The following is a 15213-nucleotide window of genomic DNA, read 5'->3' as shown; positions in this document are numbered from 1 at the left end:
TTGCGTTCCGGGCAGAGCCGTTACTGGGACTCGATGCGCTGGCGCAATTCGTTGTCGTACTGGGCCAGCTGCGCGATCTGGTTGTACTGCTGCACATCCATGCCGCTGTCCTCTACCGCCTGCACCATCTCCTGTTGAGCCTCCTGCTGTATTTCCATGGCTTTCTGCGGATCCTGGGCACTCTCCTGCAACTTGCCCTGGTACTCCTGCTTGATGTCGTTCACCTTGCCCTGGGCTTCGGCGAAGCGTTGTACATCCTGATCGGAAATGTCGGCGCTTTGTGGCATGGCGCCTTGCTGTTGCGGGGCCTGCTGCGCGGCTCCGGCCGGTGGCGCCGCCGGGTTTTCGGTGGTGTGCTGTTGCGCCAGGGCGAGGCTGCTGGCACCGGTGGCCAGAACAAAGGTGGCCACTGCGACCATCGGACCCTTGAACGAAGCTTTCATGGTGTTTCCTCCTGATTGCTTCCGTGACAACGGCATGCTTTCCAGGCATGCCACTGAAGAGTCCGACAGCGATCATAACGAAGGTTCGATGGACGTTTCCGGAATGTGATGGGCTTATCTTTTATATTTCAGTTAGGTATAAAAGTAGCACTATTTATTTCTTTATAATGTGTCCGGCGCCCTTATCATGGCCACTCCAGATACCTAAAGCGACTTGAGGTACAGCGACGTCATGGGCAATGCACAACTGATTACACGGGTAGGCGACAACAGCGCCGGTCTGTCCCGGGAGACCCTTGCCGACCTGAACCGGATCTACCGTTCGCTGAGTTTCGCCGAGCGCATTCGCCGTGTGTATCAGGATTTCGCCCCGGACCGGATCATGGTGACGTCGTCCTTCGCCGCCACCTCTGCGTACTTTTTGCATATCATTTCCACCATCCGGCCGGAACAGAAGGTGCATTTCATTGATACCGGGTACCATTTCCAGGAGACCCTGGATTACAAGGATTACCTGATCAAGCGCTTCGATCTGGATGTCATCGACGTGACCCCGGACCCGCAGCATCATGAAGTGTCCCAGCAGGAACGCATGTGGGAAACCGACCCGGACCTGTGCTGCCAGGTGAACAAGGTGGCACCGCTGGAAGAGGCCAAGGAGAACTATGACTTGTGGATCTCCAGCCTGATGTCCTGGCAGACCGAGCATCGCGCTGGCCTGGAGATCTTCGAGGAGCGTCGCGGCATGATCAAATTCAACCCGATGATCGACGTGACCCGGGAAGAGCGTGACGCCTACATCGCCGAACACGACCTGCCGTTCCACCCGCTGGTCAAGGAAGGCTACCACTCCATCGGCTGCAGCCACTGCACCTGGAAAGGCGAGGGCCGGGAAGGCCGCTGGCAGGGCCAGGGCAAAACCGAGTGCGGCATCCACCTGTAACCCTCCACCGGTAAGAAGGTTGGGGCCGCACACTGACCACCACTGTTCGCTGGCAAGCCAGCTTCCCACGACCGCTTCTTAGCCCCCTGTGGGAAGCGGGCTTGCCAGCGAATTCATACCCTTCACACTCTCACTCCCGAACGCTCTCTTTCTCGCCGGGATCGAAGCGGCGACGACCGCGACCGCTCCGGGTTACCCTGTTTTACGGTTTTGTCTTCCGTTTTCAGGCAACTTGTTCTGTTCCCCCGGGTCTATGCCTGGGTGGTTGCATCAGGACGAACGGAAAAGGATGACGATGAGACGCATTATTAAGCCCGTGTTGGCGTTGTTGTTGCTGGCGGGGCTGGTGACGGTGTTTCTGTGGCGCAATGCCAGCACCCCCGAACCGGTGGACGGTCTGGCGGTGGCCCTCGACCAGGACGGCGACACCCGGGTAATGCGGGTGATTCTGCACGACGCCGATCAGCGGGTCCGCTGGCAGGGCAAGGGCGACGACTATCTGGTGGACGTGCGTCGTGATGGCGCCGACGTTTACCACCTGATCGTGGTGTTGGTGGACGAACGCAAGCGCTACCGGGTCAATTCCACCGTTCGTCTGGAACCCGGCAGCCGCACCGTGGTGGCCAACTTCGGCCCGGAAACCCGGGTCAGCCAGGAAGGCAAGGTCCGGATCAGCGGGGGCCGCCGGATCGTCGTCGAGCTGCGCTGATCCGAACGGCGCGGCGCCGCGACAATATGCCACATTCCCTTCTTCCCCCGTACCGCTAGGCTTGCGCGCCAAAGTGTCCGCGTTCGCCTGGAGGTTTTCTTGTCGCTGCCGTTCCCAGTCTCTCCACGTTCCATCTCTCCACGTCACACCTCTCCGCGTTACGCCCTGTCCGGTTGTTTGTTCTGCGCGGCCCTGTGGCCGGGGGCGGCCTGGCCACAGCCGGAGCCCTATGTATTGGAGTCGGTGGAAGTGGGCGCGGACATCGAGGCCCAGCCCCGGCCGACCACCACCGCCGGACGGCTGAGCCTGGAACCCCGGGAGGTTCCGGCCACCGTCAACAGCGTGGACCGCGAGGACATCGAACAACAGGGCCTGCGCAACCTGATCGAGCTGTACCGCAGTGCCCCCGGCGTCAGCGCCGGCAACATCCCCGGCTCACCGGCTTCCGCGGTGATGCGCGGCCTCACCGACGTGGGCTACCTGTTCGATGGCGTGCGGGTGGCGGATCCGGGCATGGTGGCGCGCAACCTGGACACCTGGAACCTGGAGCGGGTGGAGATTCTCAAAGGGCCCGCCTCGGTGCTGCACGGCACCGGCGCCCTCGCCGGCAACATCAATCTGGTGCCGCGCAAGGCCAGCCTGGCAGGAGACAGCCGCGAAGGGATGATTTCCTATGGCAGCAATGACACCGTGCGTCTCGGCATTGGCGGCAACAAAATGGTGAGCGACCGGTTGGCGTTGCGCGCCGATCTCAGCCACGGCGAGAGCAACGGCTACATCGACGACACCTCGTCTCGCACCAACGCCCTGACCACCAGCCTGTTGTTCCAGGCCACCGAACGGCTCACCCTCAGCGCCGCCTTCGATGTCTACCAGGACCGTTACACCACCCCGTACCAGGGCACGCCGTTGCTGCCGGCCTCGGTGTCGCGGGACCCCGGCGATGTGGTGTCCGGCGGCGATCTGGTACTGGACGAATCGATCCGCGACAACAACTACAACGTCCGTGACGGCGCCATGACCGCCGACAGCCGGTGGCTGCGCGCCAAGGTGGATTACGAACTGACCTCCACCTGGCGGCTGATCAACGAACTGGGCCTGTACAACGCCAACCGCGACTGGGCCAACTCCGAGGATTTCACCTATAACGATGGCACCGGATTACTGGATCGTGGCACCACCCGCATCAACCACCATCACCGCTTCGCCTCCGAACGGGCCTATGCCGCCTATGACGGTTACTGGGGCGAGCGCCGCCATCGCTTCACCGCCGGCGTGGAATACCAGTACACCGACTTCGACACCCGTCGCCGCTTCGGCACCACCACGGCGGTGGACCCGTTCAACCCGGACCGGGGTTATCTGCCGCCCAACTCGCCGGCGAACTACACCTCTTCCCGGGTTGACTACGACAGCACCGTGTCCGGCCGCGCCCTGTTTGTGGAGGACGCCCTCAACCTGATGCCGCGCTGGCTGATGGTGGCGGGTTTGCGCTACGAGTACCTGGATCTGGACCGGGGCATCGACGATCTCGACGCCGGCAGCCGAGAGACCTTCGGCCAGACTTTCGAGGATCTGTCCTGGCGGCTTGGCACCGTCTATGACCTGACCAACACCACGCAGGTGTTCCTGCAGTACAACCGGGCCTCGGCTCCGGTGGGCGGGCTGTTGCTGAGCAACGCCACCAATGCCCGTTTCGATCTGACCACCGGCCGCTCCATGGAAGCCGGGGTCCGCGGCAAGTTGTGGGATAACCGTTTGACGCTGATGACCTCGGTGTACCGCATTCGTCAGGACGACATCATCACCCGTGACCCCAACAATGCCGGCCTCTCGATCCAGGGCGGCAGCCTGGAATCCAGAGGCGTGGAAGTGGATCTGACCCTGCGCCCGCACTCGCGCTGGTGGCTGAACCTGAACGGCGCTTTCAACGACGCCGAGTACACCCGCATGACCAGCAGCAGCGGCGCCGACCAGTCCGGCAACCGGCTCACCAACGTGCCGGAGAAAACCTGGAACCTGAGCAGTGCCTACACCTTCGCTTCGTTGCCGGTCACCGTCGGCGGCGCGGTACGCTACACCGGCGACTTCTTCACCGGCACCGCCAACCAATACCGGGTGGCCAGCCGCACTTTGCTGGACGCCTGGGTCGGCTACCCGCTGGCCGGCGGCACCCTGACCCTGCGCGGGCGCAACCTCACCGACGAGTTCTACGCCGAATGGTCCGGCTACAGCCCCACTCAGGTGTATATCGGTGAACCGCGTACCGTGGAACTGGGCTGGACCGGCCACTTCTGATGGCGCGCAACGGGTACGCCACGGTGTGGCGCTGGCACTTCTACGCGGGGCTGTTCACGGCCCCGTTTCTGCTGATCCTGGCGATCACCGGCGCCCTTTATCTGTTCAACGATGAACTCAACGACCTGATTTATCCGCAACTGCGTTTCGCCCCCAGCGGCGACGCCGTGCTGCCCGCCGGCGATCTGGTGGCGGCGGTGCGCGAGGCTTATCCGCGTGACACCGTCACCCGTATCGACATGCCGGTGAACCCCGGCCGCACCGCCATGGTGTTCGTGACGCCGGAGCAGGGCGAGTCGCTGCGTGTGTTCGTCGATCCGGGGGACGGGGCGATTCTGGGTGACGTCATTTATGCCCGCACTTTGGTGGGCTTCGCCGATGTCATGCACGGCTCGCTGCTGCTGGGGCGCGGCGGTGACGCGCTGGTGGAACTGGCCGCCAGTTGGGCGCTGGTACTGGTGATCACCGGGCTGTATTTGTGGTGGCCGCGCGGACGCCGGAGCAGGGCGTTTACGTTTGATCGGCGCACCCGGGGCCGCAAACGCTGGCGGGAAATTCACCGGCTGGTGGGCGTGTACACGGCGGTGATGATCGTGTTCCTGATCATCACCGGTCTGCCCTGGGCGTCGTTCTGGGGCGACCGCGTGCTGAGCCCGGTGAGCAATGCCATGGGGCTGGGTTACCCGCCGCAGCTGCGCCATCACGGTGGTGGAGAAGCATCCGCCGAGCCTGTTAAAACCATGGTGGATACGCTGGGTGACGCGCCCTGGGCGCTGCAACAAGCGCCGCTGCCGCATGTCCACCATCATCACGGCGAGCACGGTGGTGAGCTGGATACTTCGACGGCGGCGATCAACCGTGTCCATGACATTCTTGCCGGGCAGGGGTTGCCTTACGGCTATCGGCTGTCGATTCCCTCTGACGCGGGGGAACCCTACAGCGCCTATACCTACCCGGACCGCCCCCAGGGCCAGCGTACCCTGCACGTGGACAGCGGCGGCCACCGGTTGCTGGTGAACGTGGGCTTCGACGATTACGGCGCCATCGCCAAGGCGGTGGAACTGGGTGTGGCGCTGCACATGGGCAACTACTTCGGCCGCGCCAATCAGATCGTCATGTTGCTCACCTGCGTCGCCATTGTCGCGCTGGTGATCACCGGCGTGGTGATGTGGTGGCGCCGGCGGCCCGCCGGTGGCCTCGGCGCGCCGGACTCGCCGCCGATCCGCAAACGCTATTGGTTGGCGATCACGCTAACGCTGCTGGCGCTGTTGCCGCTGGCGGGGCTCAGTCTGGTGCTGGTGTTGGCAGTGGAGAAAGGGATGATGACGCGGTGCCGGTCAGTGGCCGGCTAACCGGTCCTCCTTGCGGACATGGACCAGCAGGGCGTCGAAAGCGACCTTGAGCGCCTTGAAGTCCCGATAGTCCGTCACCGGCTGATGCGAAAACCAGTGAGCTTCCTGCCGTTCCCATAGGCGGCTGTCCGGCCAAATACGAAGTTCACAGGCATCGCCGATCACCACCAGATAGAAATCGCGCTGCCCGTCGGTGAAGGATATGTGTCGTGGAATGTAGGCCTCCACATCGCAGGGCAGGGTGTAATGCAATGCCTCGCTACGCCACATGATGTTGCCCATGGTCGCCTTCACCGAGCAGCCGAAGGAGTTGTGGTGGTTGTGGAGCACGCGGTTGATGTCGTCCAGGGGAAACGCTTCCCTGATCCTGGCCTGCCGTGGCCGTTCCAGCAGCCGGTCCAGCCAGCTTTGCTTTCCCCCGTTCCCGGACAAGCCGCCGCACAGGCGTTCCTCGCGGTAATAGATGTTCATCGTGGCGCTGCTCCCCTGGCCGGGTGTCCTGGCTTCCGTCTAAACACGGGGGCAACTTATAAGGGCCGGGAAAGATTGTCCACGGACGTCGCGGTTCGTGGATCATTGCTGCGCCACGATTCGCTGCCAAGGCAGCTTCCCACGGAGGGTGGCTGCGGAGCCGCTGTGGGAAGCTGCCTTGGCAGCGAATAAAACCCCTGGCAGTGTGACCCGGGCCGGCCTCTGTGCCATAATCCACGCCGCTTTTCTCTTTCCTCTCCATTCGCTCTTCGATCCGGAATCCGACCTTGCTGACCACCGCCAATATCACCATGCAGTTTGGTGCCAAGCCGCTGTTTGAGAACGTCTCCGTCAAATTTGGTGACGGCAACCGCTATGGACTGATCGGCGCCAACGGCTCCGGCAAGTCCACCTTCATGAAGATCCTCGGCCGTGATCTGGAGCCGTCCGCCGGCAATGTGTCCAAGGACCCCAACGAGCGCATCGGCAAGCTGCGCCAGGACCAGTTCGCCTACGAGCAGTACTCGGTGGTGGACACGGTGATCATGGGCCACGAGGAACTGTGGAAGGTCAAGGAAGAGCGTGACGCCATCTACTCGAAAGACGAGATGAGCGAAGAGGACGGCATCCGCGCCGGTGAACTGGAAGCGGAATTCGCCGAGCTGGACGGCTACACCGCCGAGTCCCGCGCCGGCGATCTGCTGCTCGGTGTCGGTATTCCGGTGGAGCAGCATTTCGGCCCCATGAGCGAAGTGGCGCCGGGCTGGAAACTGCGCGTGCTGCTGGCCCAGGTATTGTTCTCCGACCCGGACATCATGTTGCTGGACGAGCCCACCAACAACCTGGACATCAACACCATCCGCTGGCTGGAAGACGTGCTCAACCAGCGCCAGTGCACCATGATCATCATTTCCCACGACCGCCACTTCCTCAACAGCGTGTGCACGCACATGGCGGACCTGGACTACGGTGAGCTGCGCGTCTACCCGGGCAACTACGACGAGTATATGACCGCCGCCACCCAGGCGCTGGAACGCAAGCGCGCGGACAACGCCAAGAAGAAGGCGCAGATCGCCGACCTGCAGCAGTTCGTCAGCCGCTTCTCCGCCAACGCCTCCAAATCCAAGCAGGCGACCTCGCGGGCCAAACAGATCGACAAGATCAAACTGGAGGAGATCAAACCCTCCAGCCGTCAGAACCCGTACATCGTGTTCGAGCAGGAGAAAAAGCTGTTCCGCAACGCGCTGGAAGTGAAGAGCCTGGCGAAAAGCTTCGACGAGGAGCTGTTCTCCGGACTGGATCTGCGTGTGGAAGTGGGCGAGCGCATCGCCATCATCGGCCCCAACGGCGTCGGTAAATCCACCTTGCTGCGCTGCCTAGTCGGCGACCTGGAACCCAGCGCCGGCGAAGTGAAATGGTCGGAAAACGCCACCCTGGGCTATTACGCCCAGGATCACGCCGCCGACTTCGAGGAAAAACTGAACCTGTTCGACTGGATGGCCCAATGGGGCAAACCCAGCGACGACGAGCAGGTGATTCGCGGCACCCTGGGCCGGCTGCTGTTCTCCTCCAGCGAGATCAACAAAACCGTGGACGTGATTTCCGGTGGCGAGCAGGGCCGCATGCTGTTCGGCAAGATCATGCTGCAACGGCCCAACATCCTGCTGCTCGACGAACCCACCAACCACCTGGACATGGAATCCATCGAGTCGCTCAACCTGGCGCTGGAAAACTACCCCGGCACCTTGCTGTTCGTCAGCCACGACCGCGAGTTCGTCTCCTCCCTGGCCACCCGCATCATCGAACTGACGCCCACCGGCATCGTCGACTTCCACGGCAACTACGAGGACTACCTGCGCAGCCAGGGCGTGGTTTGAATGACGCAGTGCCGCCCGGGCCTCTAGCTACAAGGCCGCTGTAGGAGCTTGTCCGGGCGGCGGGCCGCTGCAAGCGAATCTCTTGGGGATCGAAAGAATAATTCGCTTGCAGGCAAGCTCCTACAATTCGGTTACGGCGTTGGCTTGACGGCTGAGGTGGTCAAACCACATCCACCAGCACCACCTCGCTGTCCGCCTCGGCGCTGACCGTCAGCCGGGTTTCGTCGTCAATGGCGAGACCATCTCCGGCTTCCGCCAACACGCCGTTGACGCGCACCCGGCCCTTGGCCGGCACCAGATAGGCCTTGCGCCCCGGCGCCAGCTCGTAGACCGCCTCCTGACCGTCATTCAGCGTCGCCGCCACCACCCGGGCGTCGGCCTGGATCGGCAGCGCTCCGTCTTCCGCCGGATCACCGCTGGCCAGGGTCACGAACCCGCCGGCCCGGTCACCCTTGGGAAACGGCTTGCTGCCCCAGGTGGGCGGCAGGCCCGTGGCGTTCGGGATGATCCAGATCTGGAAGATGCGTGTCTCGGTCTCCTCCAGGTTGTACTCGCTGTGGGTGATCCCAGTGCCCGCGGACATCACCTGCACATCGCCGGCCTCGGTGCGGCCCTTGTTGCCCAGGCTGTCCTGGTGGGTAATCGCGCCTTCGCGGACGTAGGTAATGATCTCCATGTCCCGGTGCGAATGCGGCGGGAAGCCGGTCCCCGGGGCGATGGTGTCATCGTTCCACACCCGCAGTTCGCCCCAGTGCAGACGCTCCGGATCATAATAGTTGGCGAAGGAAAAATGGTGCTTGGTATCCAGCCAGCCGTGCCGGGCACCGCCCAGTTCATTAAAGGGTCGCAGTCTGATCATAACGTCCTCCTTATGTCCTCCCACTTAGGCACAGGCATCGGTGCCTGACCGTTCGATGGCGTCACTCTAGAATCGGACGGGCTGATGAAAAACAGAGAAAAGTGACGACATTGAATCGGATTATTCGATGGTTTGCTCCGGCGTGCGGCCAGTGTCGAAATGGCCGGCCGGCAGCCGACTAACCGGCATTCAGAGATCAAAAAAGGAGAACACCCATGTCCGGCAACACTGTTCGTCTGCACCGCGTCCTGCGCGGCACCCCCGACCGCGTCTACCGCGCCTTCATCGACCCGGACGCCATGGTCAAATGGCTGCCGCCCCATGGCTTCACCGGCAAGGTCTATGACATGGACGCCCGCGAAGGCGGCGGCTACCGCATGACCTTCACCAACTTCACCACCGGCAAGAGCCATGCCTTCGGCGGCCGCTTCGTGGAACTCAAACCCAACGAACTGATCCGCTATACCGACCAGTTCGAGGACCCCAACCTGCCCGGGCAAATGCAGGTCACCGTCGCCCTCAAACAAGTGTTGTGCGGCACCGAAGTGCACATCACCCAGGAAGGCGTCCCCGAAGCCATCCCGCTGGAATTCTGCCACCAGGGCTGGCAGGAATCCCTGATCCAACTGGCGCAACTGGTGGACCCGGAAATCCCGGACGAGGGGTAAGTTGAGCAACCCGTCCACTCGCTCCCCCAGTGGGAGCCAGCCTGCTGGCGAATTTCTTCTCCCGAGAGCCCTGATTCGCCAGCAGGGCTGGCTCCTACAGCTTCATACCAACCAGCCCCGCCGTAACTCAGCCCCGAACTCCCCATGCCCGCCCTCCCACTGGATGTGGTAGCGTTCGTGAAGCGCCCGCTCACAGGAGGCCCCATGCCCGACGCACAGCTCCCGCCCAACGCAAAAGAATGGCTGCAGGCCTTCATCGGCGGCTTCATTGCCACGTTGTTGTTCCATCAGGGCATCGTCGCCCTGTTCTGGCTGGCCGGCCTGATCCCGGCGGCGCCCTGGAATATGAGCCCGGTGCCGCCGTTCGGCATTCCCAAAGTTTTGTCCCTGGCGTTCTGGGGAGGCGTCTGGGGGCCCCCGATCTGGTGGCTGATCCGCCGCTGGCGGGGCCTGCGTCATTGGCTTGGTGCCCTGATCGCCGGCGCCATCGGCCCCACCCTGGTGGCCATGCTGGTGGTGTTTCCCCTGAAAGGCCTGGACGTCAACGCCAACACGGTGGTGGGCGGCCTGATCGTCAACGGCGCCTGGGGGTTGGGGTTGGCGGTGTGGATGCGGCTTGTATTCATTCGAAAAATGGTTTGAGGAAAAAGGTTTTTGCGGCGAAAAACGCCGCAAATTATTTGACTTTCAAACTTCAAGGGACAAAATGGTTTGGTGTTCTTCAAATTTGCGTCGATTTTCGCCGTAAATAGGGATGAGGGTAAACCATGAGTCTGTCTTCCCCCTCGGAATGGGCCGCCAGCCTGCCCATGGGCCAGGTGGCCACCCGCCAGTGGCTGCAGGCCCGTGGGGCGTCCCGCCATGCCCTGGACAATGCACTGAAATCCGGACGTCTGATCGCGCCGGCCCGCGGCCTGCTGGCGCGTCCGGGCCTGTCGGTGACCTGGGAAGGCGTGGTCGCCTCGCTGGACCGCATGATGCCAGACCCGGTCTATGTGGGCGGACTGTCCGCGCTGGAACGGTCGGGGCTCGGCCATTACGTGACCATGGCTTCCCGGGTTCACCTGTATTCGCCCGGGCCGGCGCCGGCCTGGCTGGCGCGGCTGCCGGTCGGGGTGGACTGGGTGTGGCACGTCACCACGCGGTTGTGGGACCAACAGGCCCTGCAAGACAGCGGCAGTGTTCGCGAACAGCGCACGCCTACCCTGGAGGGCTGGCCCATGGCCTCCCCGGAACAGGCGTTCCTGGAAGTGCTGGCGGACGTCCCCGAGAGCGTCAGCTTCGAGCACGCGGATAATTTGATGCGCGGCCTGAGCGCCTTGTCGCCACGCCGGCTGGATACCTTATTGCACGCCTGCCGCCACGTGCGGGTAAAACGTCTTTTCTTCTTCTTCGCCGATCGCCATCCCTATCCTTGGCGCAAGCGCCTGGACCCGGCGGACTACGACCTGGGCTCGGGAAAACGCAGTGTGGTCAGGGGAGGGCGGCTGGACCGCACTTACCTGATCACCGTCCCGGAAGCCTTCCATGGACAGGAATAACCCCTACTACCGGCAGGTGGCACTGCTGCTGCAAGTGCTGCCCTTTGTGTTCCGGGAATCCTGCTTCGCCCTCAAGGGCGGCACCGCCATCAATCTGTTCGTGCGCGACCTGCCACGCCTGTCCGTGGACATCGACCTGGTCTACCTGCCGGACGGTGACAGGGAGCAGGCGCTGCCGGCCATTCACCAGGCCCTGGACCGCATCGCCGACGACCTGGAACAGGGGCTGGCCGCCACCGTGACACGCAGCTACCGGCACAAAATCGACTCGCTGCATCTCACCGTGGAACGGAACAACACCGCCATCAAAGTGGAACTGTCCCCGGTGATGCGAGGCACGGTTTTCCCCGTCGTGAACCGCGAAGTGGTGGCGACCGTGGAAGACGAATTCGGCTTCGCCGAAGTCCCGGTGGTGGCGCTGGCGGACCTCTACGCCGGCAAACTCTGTGCCGCCTTCGACCGGCAACACCCACGGGACCTGTTCGATGTCATGCTACTGCTTGAGAACGAAGGCATCGCCGATCAACTGCGCAAAGCGTTTCTGGTCTATCTGATCAGCCACCCCCGGCCCATGGAAGAACTGCTGCAACCGCATTGGCGGCCCATGCGCGACGTCTTCGCCGGCGAGTTCAGCGGCATGACACTGCGCCCGGTCACCCTGGAGGAATTAAGAAAAGCCGGAACCCAGGCCTTGAACCAGCTCCTTGCACAACTGACCGACCCGGAAAAACGCTTTCTCTGCAGCCTCTACCAAGGGCCTCCGGATTGGGCGGCGCTGGGCATCAGCGGCATCGAGAAGCTGCCGGCGGTGCAATGGAAGGTGCGCAATATCGAAAAGATGACGCAAGAGAAGCGGCGCGGCGCGCTGATGGCGTTGCGGCGTGTGCTTTCTATGGGAGATGCCGGGTAGGCAGGTTTTTATCGAGTCGGAGGCGCCTTGGAAGGGGGTGACTTGACGATACCCATTTTGGGGATGATAGTACCCAAAATGGGTCTTAAAGAGGCATGCAATGGCTCTGACACTGGGCGATGCCCTGTTTACCAAAACACAGCAGCGCGTGCTGGGCCTTTTCTTCAGCGTGCCCGACACGCGCTTCTACACCAACGACATCCTGCGCCGGCTCGAAATGGGGCGGGGTACCGTGTTGCGTGAACTCGATAAACTGGCCCAGGCGGGCATCCTGTCGCGGACCCGCGAAGGCAATCAAAACTACTATCAGGCCAACACGGACTCTCCGGTGTACCCGGAGTTGCTGGCGATTGTCCGTAAAACCTTCGGTGTTGCCGAGGTATTGCGCGGAGCTTTACAACCGATTGAAGATCGGCTTGTGCTGGCGTTCGTATATGGATCGCTGGCCAAAGGGACGGAAGATAAGAACAGTGATATTGATCTGATGCTGGTGGGGCAGGATCTGGCCTACAGCGAGGTTATGAACTGCCTGCTGCCACTGGAGTCTGAACTGATGCGACCGGTCAATCCCTCCATCTATACACCGGAGGAGTGGAATCAGAAGCGGAAGCAGGGGAACAGTTTTATAGAACGGGTTATGGAACAACCTAAATTATGGGTGAAGGGAAGCGATGATGACCTGCTGGCGGATTCTCTCATGCCTTGCTTTGGTGGCTCGATAGAGCGAGATTAAGCTCTGGAGCAAACAGGTCCAGGGTTACAATGTATCACCCTGAGTGCGATAGATCGCATAACCGCTAGTCTTGGGGCCTGATAACGCTAACGGTGAGGGGACTATTTCGGAGTGTTTCGGCATGCCAGAGGGTTTCGAACCTCAGCGAAAAATTGTTGGTTTTTTCTGGCTCCATTCTCTCAGATAAGATGGCTTCCTCAAAAAACGGGGTGATTTACTAGTCAGGAGGGTAATTGTTTTGATAAAAAATATTAAAAGGCGGCTTTCTTCAAGACGACTATCGAATGAAATTCGTTATGAGATCGCCCTGAGCGAGTTGGAAGACGGTAAATTTCGGTATGGCATATGGTCCGAAGCTTTATCAAATGCCAGAGGCGATGAAGCAGCTGCCCGGGCGCTGTACATTAAATACCGGGTGCGTTCTCTTCGCGATGAGGAACTACTAATAGATCATGCTGCCGCTAGCAGGGAGGAGAGCCAGAATCAAGAAGTTGAAGAGAAAGAGTTGAATTTCAAGGATAATGCCGCTGCATTTGAGTATGCATGTAAATTCCTAAATACTGAAATTCGGAAAACTATTTGTCTGCCGGCGATGGTTTTGGAAAAAAAGAATGGATCCTCATACTGTATGGCTCAACTAAAAATAGCATCTGAGGATGGAGGGTTTGCCCTTTCTCAACCTTTTCCTGAAAATTTGTACGAAAATATTGGTGAAGATGATTTGGTATTATGGCGGGCCGTGGCATGCGGTGATAGAAACTTAGGGGATCGAAGTGCTTGGTCTGGCTCAATTGACGCTCTGCTTTCTCCCATCTATGACGTCGATAGGGAAGCATGGGTTATAAAATATCATTTTTGAAAATAAAGGATTAGAAAAAGCGGAGGAAAAACCTAGATCGCGCGGACCTTGAGCGGATGCTCGGACTGGATTAGGGTGGAAACATGCTGAAGAAATCGCCCCCCGTCGTGGAATCGACCCCGTTTTCTGATTTCATCCGAAACGCCTCCTCCGCGGAGCGTAAACGGGTGTATGGCCGTGTGCTCAAACGGGCATCCGAACGACAGAATCGTCTTGTCGAGGAAGCCCGCAAGGCAGGGTGATAAGTGTTCAGACTTGTAGATAAAGCAAACCCCGGCGGATAACCGGGGTTTTTTGTGCCATGCCATCCATGGCGGGCACCCTTCCTCGAACTGTTAGGAAGGCGGGCGTTAAACCCGCTCAATCACCGTAGCAATCCCCTGACCCAAGCCAATGCACATGGTCGCCAGGCCAAGCTGGCCGTCTTTCCATTCCATGACGTTGAGCAGGGTGCCGGTGATGCGGGCACCGGAGCAGCCCAGGGGGTGGCCCAGGGCGATGGCGCCGCCGTTGAGGTTGACCTTCTCTTCGACTTTGTCGATCAGTTTCAGGTCCTTCAGCACCGGCAGGGACTGGGCGGCGAAGGCTTCGTTGAGTTCGACGTAGTCGATGTCGTCGATGGTCAGGCCGGCTCGGGCCAGGGCTTTCTGGGTGGCCGGTACCGGGCCGTAGCCCATGATGGCGGCGTCGCAGCCGGCCACGGCCATGCTGCGGATCTTGGCGCGCGGTTTCAGGCCCATGGCCTGGGCTTGTTCGGCGCTCATCACCAGCATGGCGGAGGCGCCGTCGGACAGCGCCGAGGAGGTGCCGGCGGTGACGGTGCCGCTGACCGGGTCGAACACCGGGCGCAGTTTGGCCATGTCCTCGATGCTGGCGCCGGGGCGGATTACTTCGTCGATGTCGCACAGCACTTTGTGGCCGTCGGCGTCGTGGCCTTCGATCGGCACGATTTCGTTTTTCCAGCGGCCTTGTTCGGTGGCTTCCCAGGCTTTCTGGTGGGAGCGCACGCCGAACTCGTCCTGCTGTTCACGGGTGATGCCGTGCATGCGGCCAAGCATTTCCGCGGTCAGGCCCATCATGTTGGAGGCCTTGGCGGTGACCTTGGACAGTTCCGGGTTGAGGTCGATGCCGTGATCCATGGCCACGTGGCCCATGTGCTCCACGCCGCCGATCACGAACACTTCGCCGTTGCCGGTCTGGATCGCCTGGGCCGCGGAGTGCAGCGCCTGCATGGAGGAGCCGCACAGGCGGTTCACGGTTTGCGCCGCGGTGGTGCGGGGCAGGCCGGCCAGCATGGCGATGTTGCGGGCGATGTTCATGCCCTGTTCCTTGGTCTGGTTCACACAGCCCCAGATCACGTCCTCGGTTTTGCTCAGGTCCCAGCCCGGGTTACGGGCTTGCAGCGCTTCCACCAGCAGGGCGGACAGCTTTTCCGCGCGAACGTGGCGGTACTGGCCGTTTCTGCTTTTCCCCATGGGGGTACGGACAGCGTCGACAATGACTACGTCTTTCGGATTCAAACTCATAAATAAATCTCCTCTGCCCGTGCC

At 61.4% G+C, this 15213-nt stretch carries 15 protein-coding genes; 11 read left to right on the top strand and 4 right to left on the bottom strand.

The genetic code is table 11. From position 1 onward, the window contains the following. Positions 1-20: 20 nt before the first annotated feature. Positions 21-443, bottom strand: a complete 423-nt coding sequence (locus tag MA04_RS14425) for a DUF4168 domain-containing protein (RefSeq protein WP_262461167.1) — start codon at positions 441-443, stop codon at positions 21-23. A gap of 232 nt (positions 444-675) precedes the next feature. Here MA04_RS14425 and MA04_RS14420 point away from each other — a divergent pair, with 232 nt between their 5' ends. From MA04_RS14420 to MA04_RS14405, 4 genes are all read left to right on the top strand, one after another. Continuing rightward, positions 676-1386: a phosphoadenylyl-sulfate reductase gene (locus MA04_RS14420; protein ID WP_014993845.1), complete on the top strand. Its 711-nt coding sequence runs from the start codon at positions 676-678 to the stop codon at positions 1384-1386. 295 nt (positions 1387-1681) lie between these two features. Then, positions 1682-2095, top strand: coding sequence for a hypothetical protein (locus MA04_RS14415; RefSeq protein WP_163126622.1), 414 nt, complete (start codon positions 1682-1684; stop codon positions 2093-2095). Between the two features lie 99 nt (positions 2096-2194). Beyond that, complete coding sequence (locus MA04_RS14410) at positions 2195-4393, top strand: TonB-dependent receptor (protein WP_262461166.1); 2199 nt, start codon at positions 2195-2197, stop codon at positions 4391-4393. Then, positions 4393-5745, top strand: a complete 1353-nt coding sequence (locus MA04_RS14405) for a PepSY-associated TM helix domain-containing protein (RefSeq protein ID WP_262461165.1) — start codon at positions 4393-4395, stop codon at positions 5743-5745. Before MA04_RS14410 ends, MA04_RS14405 begins: the two co-directional genes overlap by 1 nt. Here the strand turns inward: MA04_RS14405 and MA04_RS14400 are convergent. After that, positions 5731-6216 (bottom strand): hypothetical protein, encoded by a 486-nt coding sequence (locus MA04_RS14400; RefSeq protein WP_163126625.1) that lies wholly within the window; start codon positions 6214-6216, stop codon positions 5731-5733. The two genes, MA04_RS14405 and MA04_RS14400, sit on opposite strands and share 15 nt — an antisense overlap. 287 nt (positions 6217-6503) lie before the next feature. Between MA04_RS14400 and MA04_RS14395 the strand changes: the two genes are divergently transcribed. Beyond that, positions 6504-8093 (top strand): ABC-F family ATPase, encoded by a 1590-nt coding sequence (locus tag MA04_RS14395; protein WP_014993862.1) that lies wholly within the window; start codon positions 6504-6506, stop codon positions 8091-8093. Between the two features lie 160 nt (positions 8094-8253). On the opposite strand, the gene MA04_RS14390 is transcribed toward MA04_RS14395, so the two are convergent. Beyond that, a complete protein-coding gene (locus tag MA04_RS14390; RefSeq protein WP_262461163.1) occupies positions 8254-8952 on the bottom strand; it encodes a pirin family protein in 699 nt (232 codons plus the stop codon). A gap of 215 nt (positions 8953-9167) precedes the next feature. Here MA04_RS14390 and MA04_RS14385 point away from each other — a divergent pair, with 215 nt between their 5' ends. The 6 genes from MA04_RS14385 (at position 9168) to MA04_RS14360 (ending at position 13663) form a co-directional block, all read left to right on the top strand. Next, complete coding sequence (locus tag MA04_RS14385; RefSeq protein ID WP_262461162.1) at positions 9168-9620, top strand: SRPBCC family protein; 453 nt, start codon at positions 9168-9170, stop codon at positions 9618-9620. A 204-nt stretch (positions 9621-9824) separates the two neighbouring features. Next, the gene (locus MA04_RS14380) at positions 9825-10262 is read left to right on the top strand and encodes a hypothetical protein (protein WP_262461161.1); all 438 of its coding nucleotides are present in this window, start codon (positions 9825-9827) and stop codon (positions 10260-10262) included. A 125-nt stretch (positions 10263-10387) separates the two neighbouring features. Next, positions 10388-11161, top strand: coding sequence for a type IV toxin-antitoxin system AbiEi family antitoxin (locus MA04_RS14375; protein ID WP_262461160.1), 774 nt, complete (start codon positions 10388-10390; stop codon positions 11159-11161). Then, a complete protein-coding gene (locus tag MA04_RS14370) occupies positions 11148-12071 on the top strand; it encodes a nucleotidyl transferase AbiEii/AbiGii toxin family protein (RefSeq protein ID WP_262461158.1) in 924 nt (307 codons plus the stop codon). The genes MA04_RS14375 and MA04_RS14370 overlap by 14 nt, the downstream gene beginning before the upstream one ends. Positions 12072-12171: 100 nt before the next feature. Beyond that, positions 12172-12804 carry a nucleotidyltransferase domain-containing protein gene (locus MA04_RS14365; protein ID WP_262461156.1) on the top strand — a complete coding sequence of 211 codons (633 nt, stop codon included), beginning with the start codon at positions 12172-12174 and terminating at the stop codon, positions 12802-12804. A gap of 238 nt (positions 12805-13042) precedes the next feature. After that, the gene (locus MA04_RS14360; protein ID WP_262461154.1) at positions 13043-13663 is read left to right on the top strand and encodes a hypothetical protein; all 621 of its coding nucleotides are present in this window, start codon (positions 13043-13045) and stop codon (positions 13661-13663) included. Positions 13664-14013: 350 nt separating this feature from the next. Here the strand turns inward: MA04_RS14360 and fadA are convergent, their stop codons facing one another. Then, entirely contained in the window at positions 14014-15189 is a 1176-nt protein-coding gene (gene fadA, locus MA04_RS14355) for an acetyl-CoA C-acyltransferase FadA (protein ID WP_262461152.1), read from the bottom strand. Positions 15190-15213 lie beyond the last annotated feature (24 nt).

The sequence above is a fragment of the Alloalcanivorax balearicus MACL04 genome (assembly GCF_025532145.1).
GTDB lineage: Bacteria > Pseudomonadota > Gammaproteobacteria > Pseudomonadales > Alcanivoracaceae > Alloalcanivorax > Alloalcanivorax balearicus.
The sequence above is the reverse complement of the archived record's forward strand: the minus strand, read 5'-3'. Positions and strand labels throughout refer to the sequence as shown.

Excerpts from the sequence above, each read along its gene's own strand:
- MA04_RS14405 (WP_262461165.1), top strand. The coding sequence starts at position 4,393 with ATGGCGCGCAACGGGTACGCCACGGTGTGGCGCTGGCACTTCTACGCG.
- MA04_RS14375 (WP_262461160.1), top strand. The coding sequence starts at position 10,388 with ATGAGTCTGTCTTCCCCCTCGGAATGGGCCGCCAGCCTGCCCATGGGC.
- MA04_RS14420 (WP_014993845.1), top strand. The coding sequence starts at position 676 with ATGGGCAATGCACAACTGATTACACGGGTAGGCGACAACAGCGCCGGT.
- MA04_RS14365 (WP_262461156.1), top strand. The coding sequence starts at position 12,172 with ATGGCTCTGACACTGGGCGATGCCCTGTTTACCAAAACACAGCAGCGC.
- MA04_RS14380 (WP_262461161.1), top strand. The coding sequence starts at position 9,825 with ATGCCCGACGCACAGCTCCCGCCCAACGCAAAAGAATGGCTGCAGGCC.
- MA04_RS14425 (WP_262461167.1), bottom strand. The coding sequence starts at position 443 with ATGAAAGCTTCGTTCAAGGGTCCGATGGTCGCAGTGGCCACCTTTGTT.
- MA04_RS14415 (WP_163126622.1), top strand. The coding sequence starts at position 1,682 with ATGAGACGCATTATTAAGCCCGTGTTGGCGTTGTTGTTGCTGGCGGGG.
- MA04_RS14400 (WP_163126625.1), bottom strand. The coding sequence starts at position 6,216 with ATGAACATCTATTACCGCGAGGAACGCCTGTGCGGCGGCTTGTCCGGG.
- MA04_RS14385 (WP_262461162.1), top strand. The coding sequence starts at position 9,168 with ATGTCCGGCAACACTGTTCGTCTGCACCGCGTCCTGCGCGGCACCCCC.
- MA04_RS14370 (WP_262461158.1), top strand. The coding sequence starts at position 11,148 with ATGGACAGGAATAACCCCTACTACCGGCAGGTGGCACTGCTGCTGCAA.
- fadA (WP_262461152.1), bottom strand. The coding sequence starts at position 15,189 with ATGAGTTTGAATCCGAAAGACGTAGTCATTGTCGACGCTGTCCGTACC.
- MA04_RS14390 (WP_262461163.1), bottom strand. The coding sequence starts at position 8,952 with ATGATCAGACTGCGACCCTTTAATGAACTGGGCGGTGCCCGGCACGGC.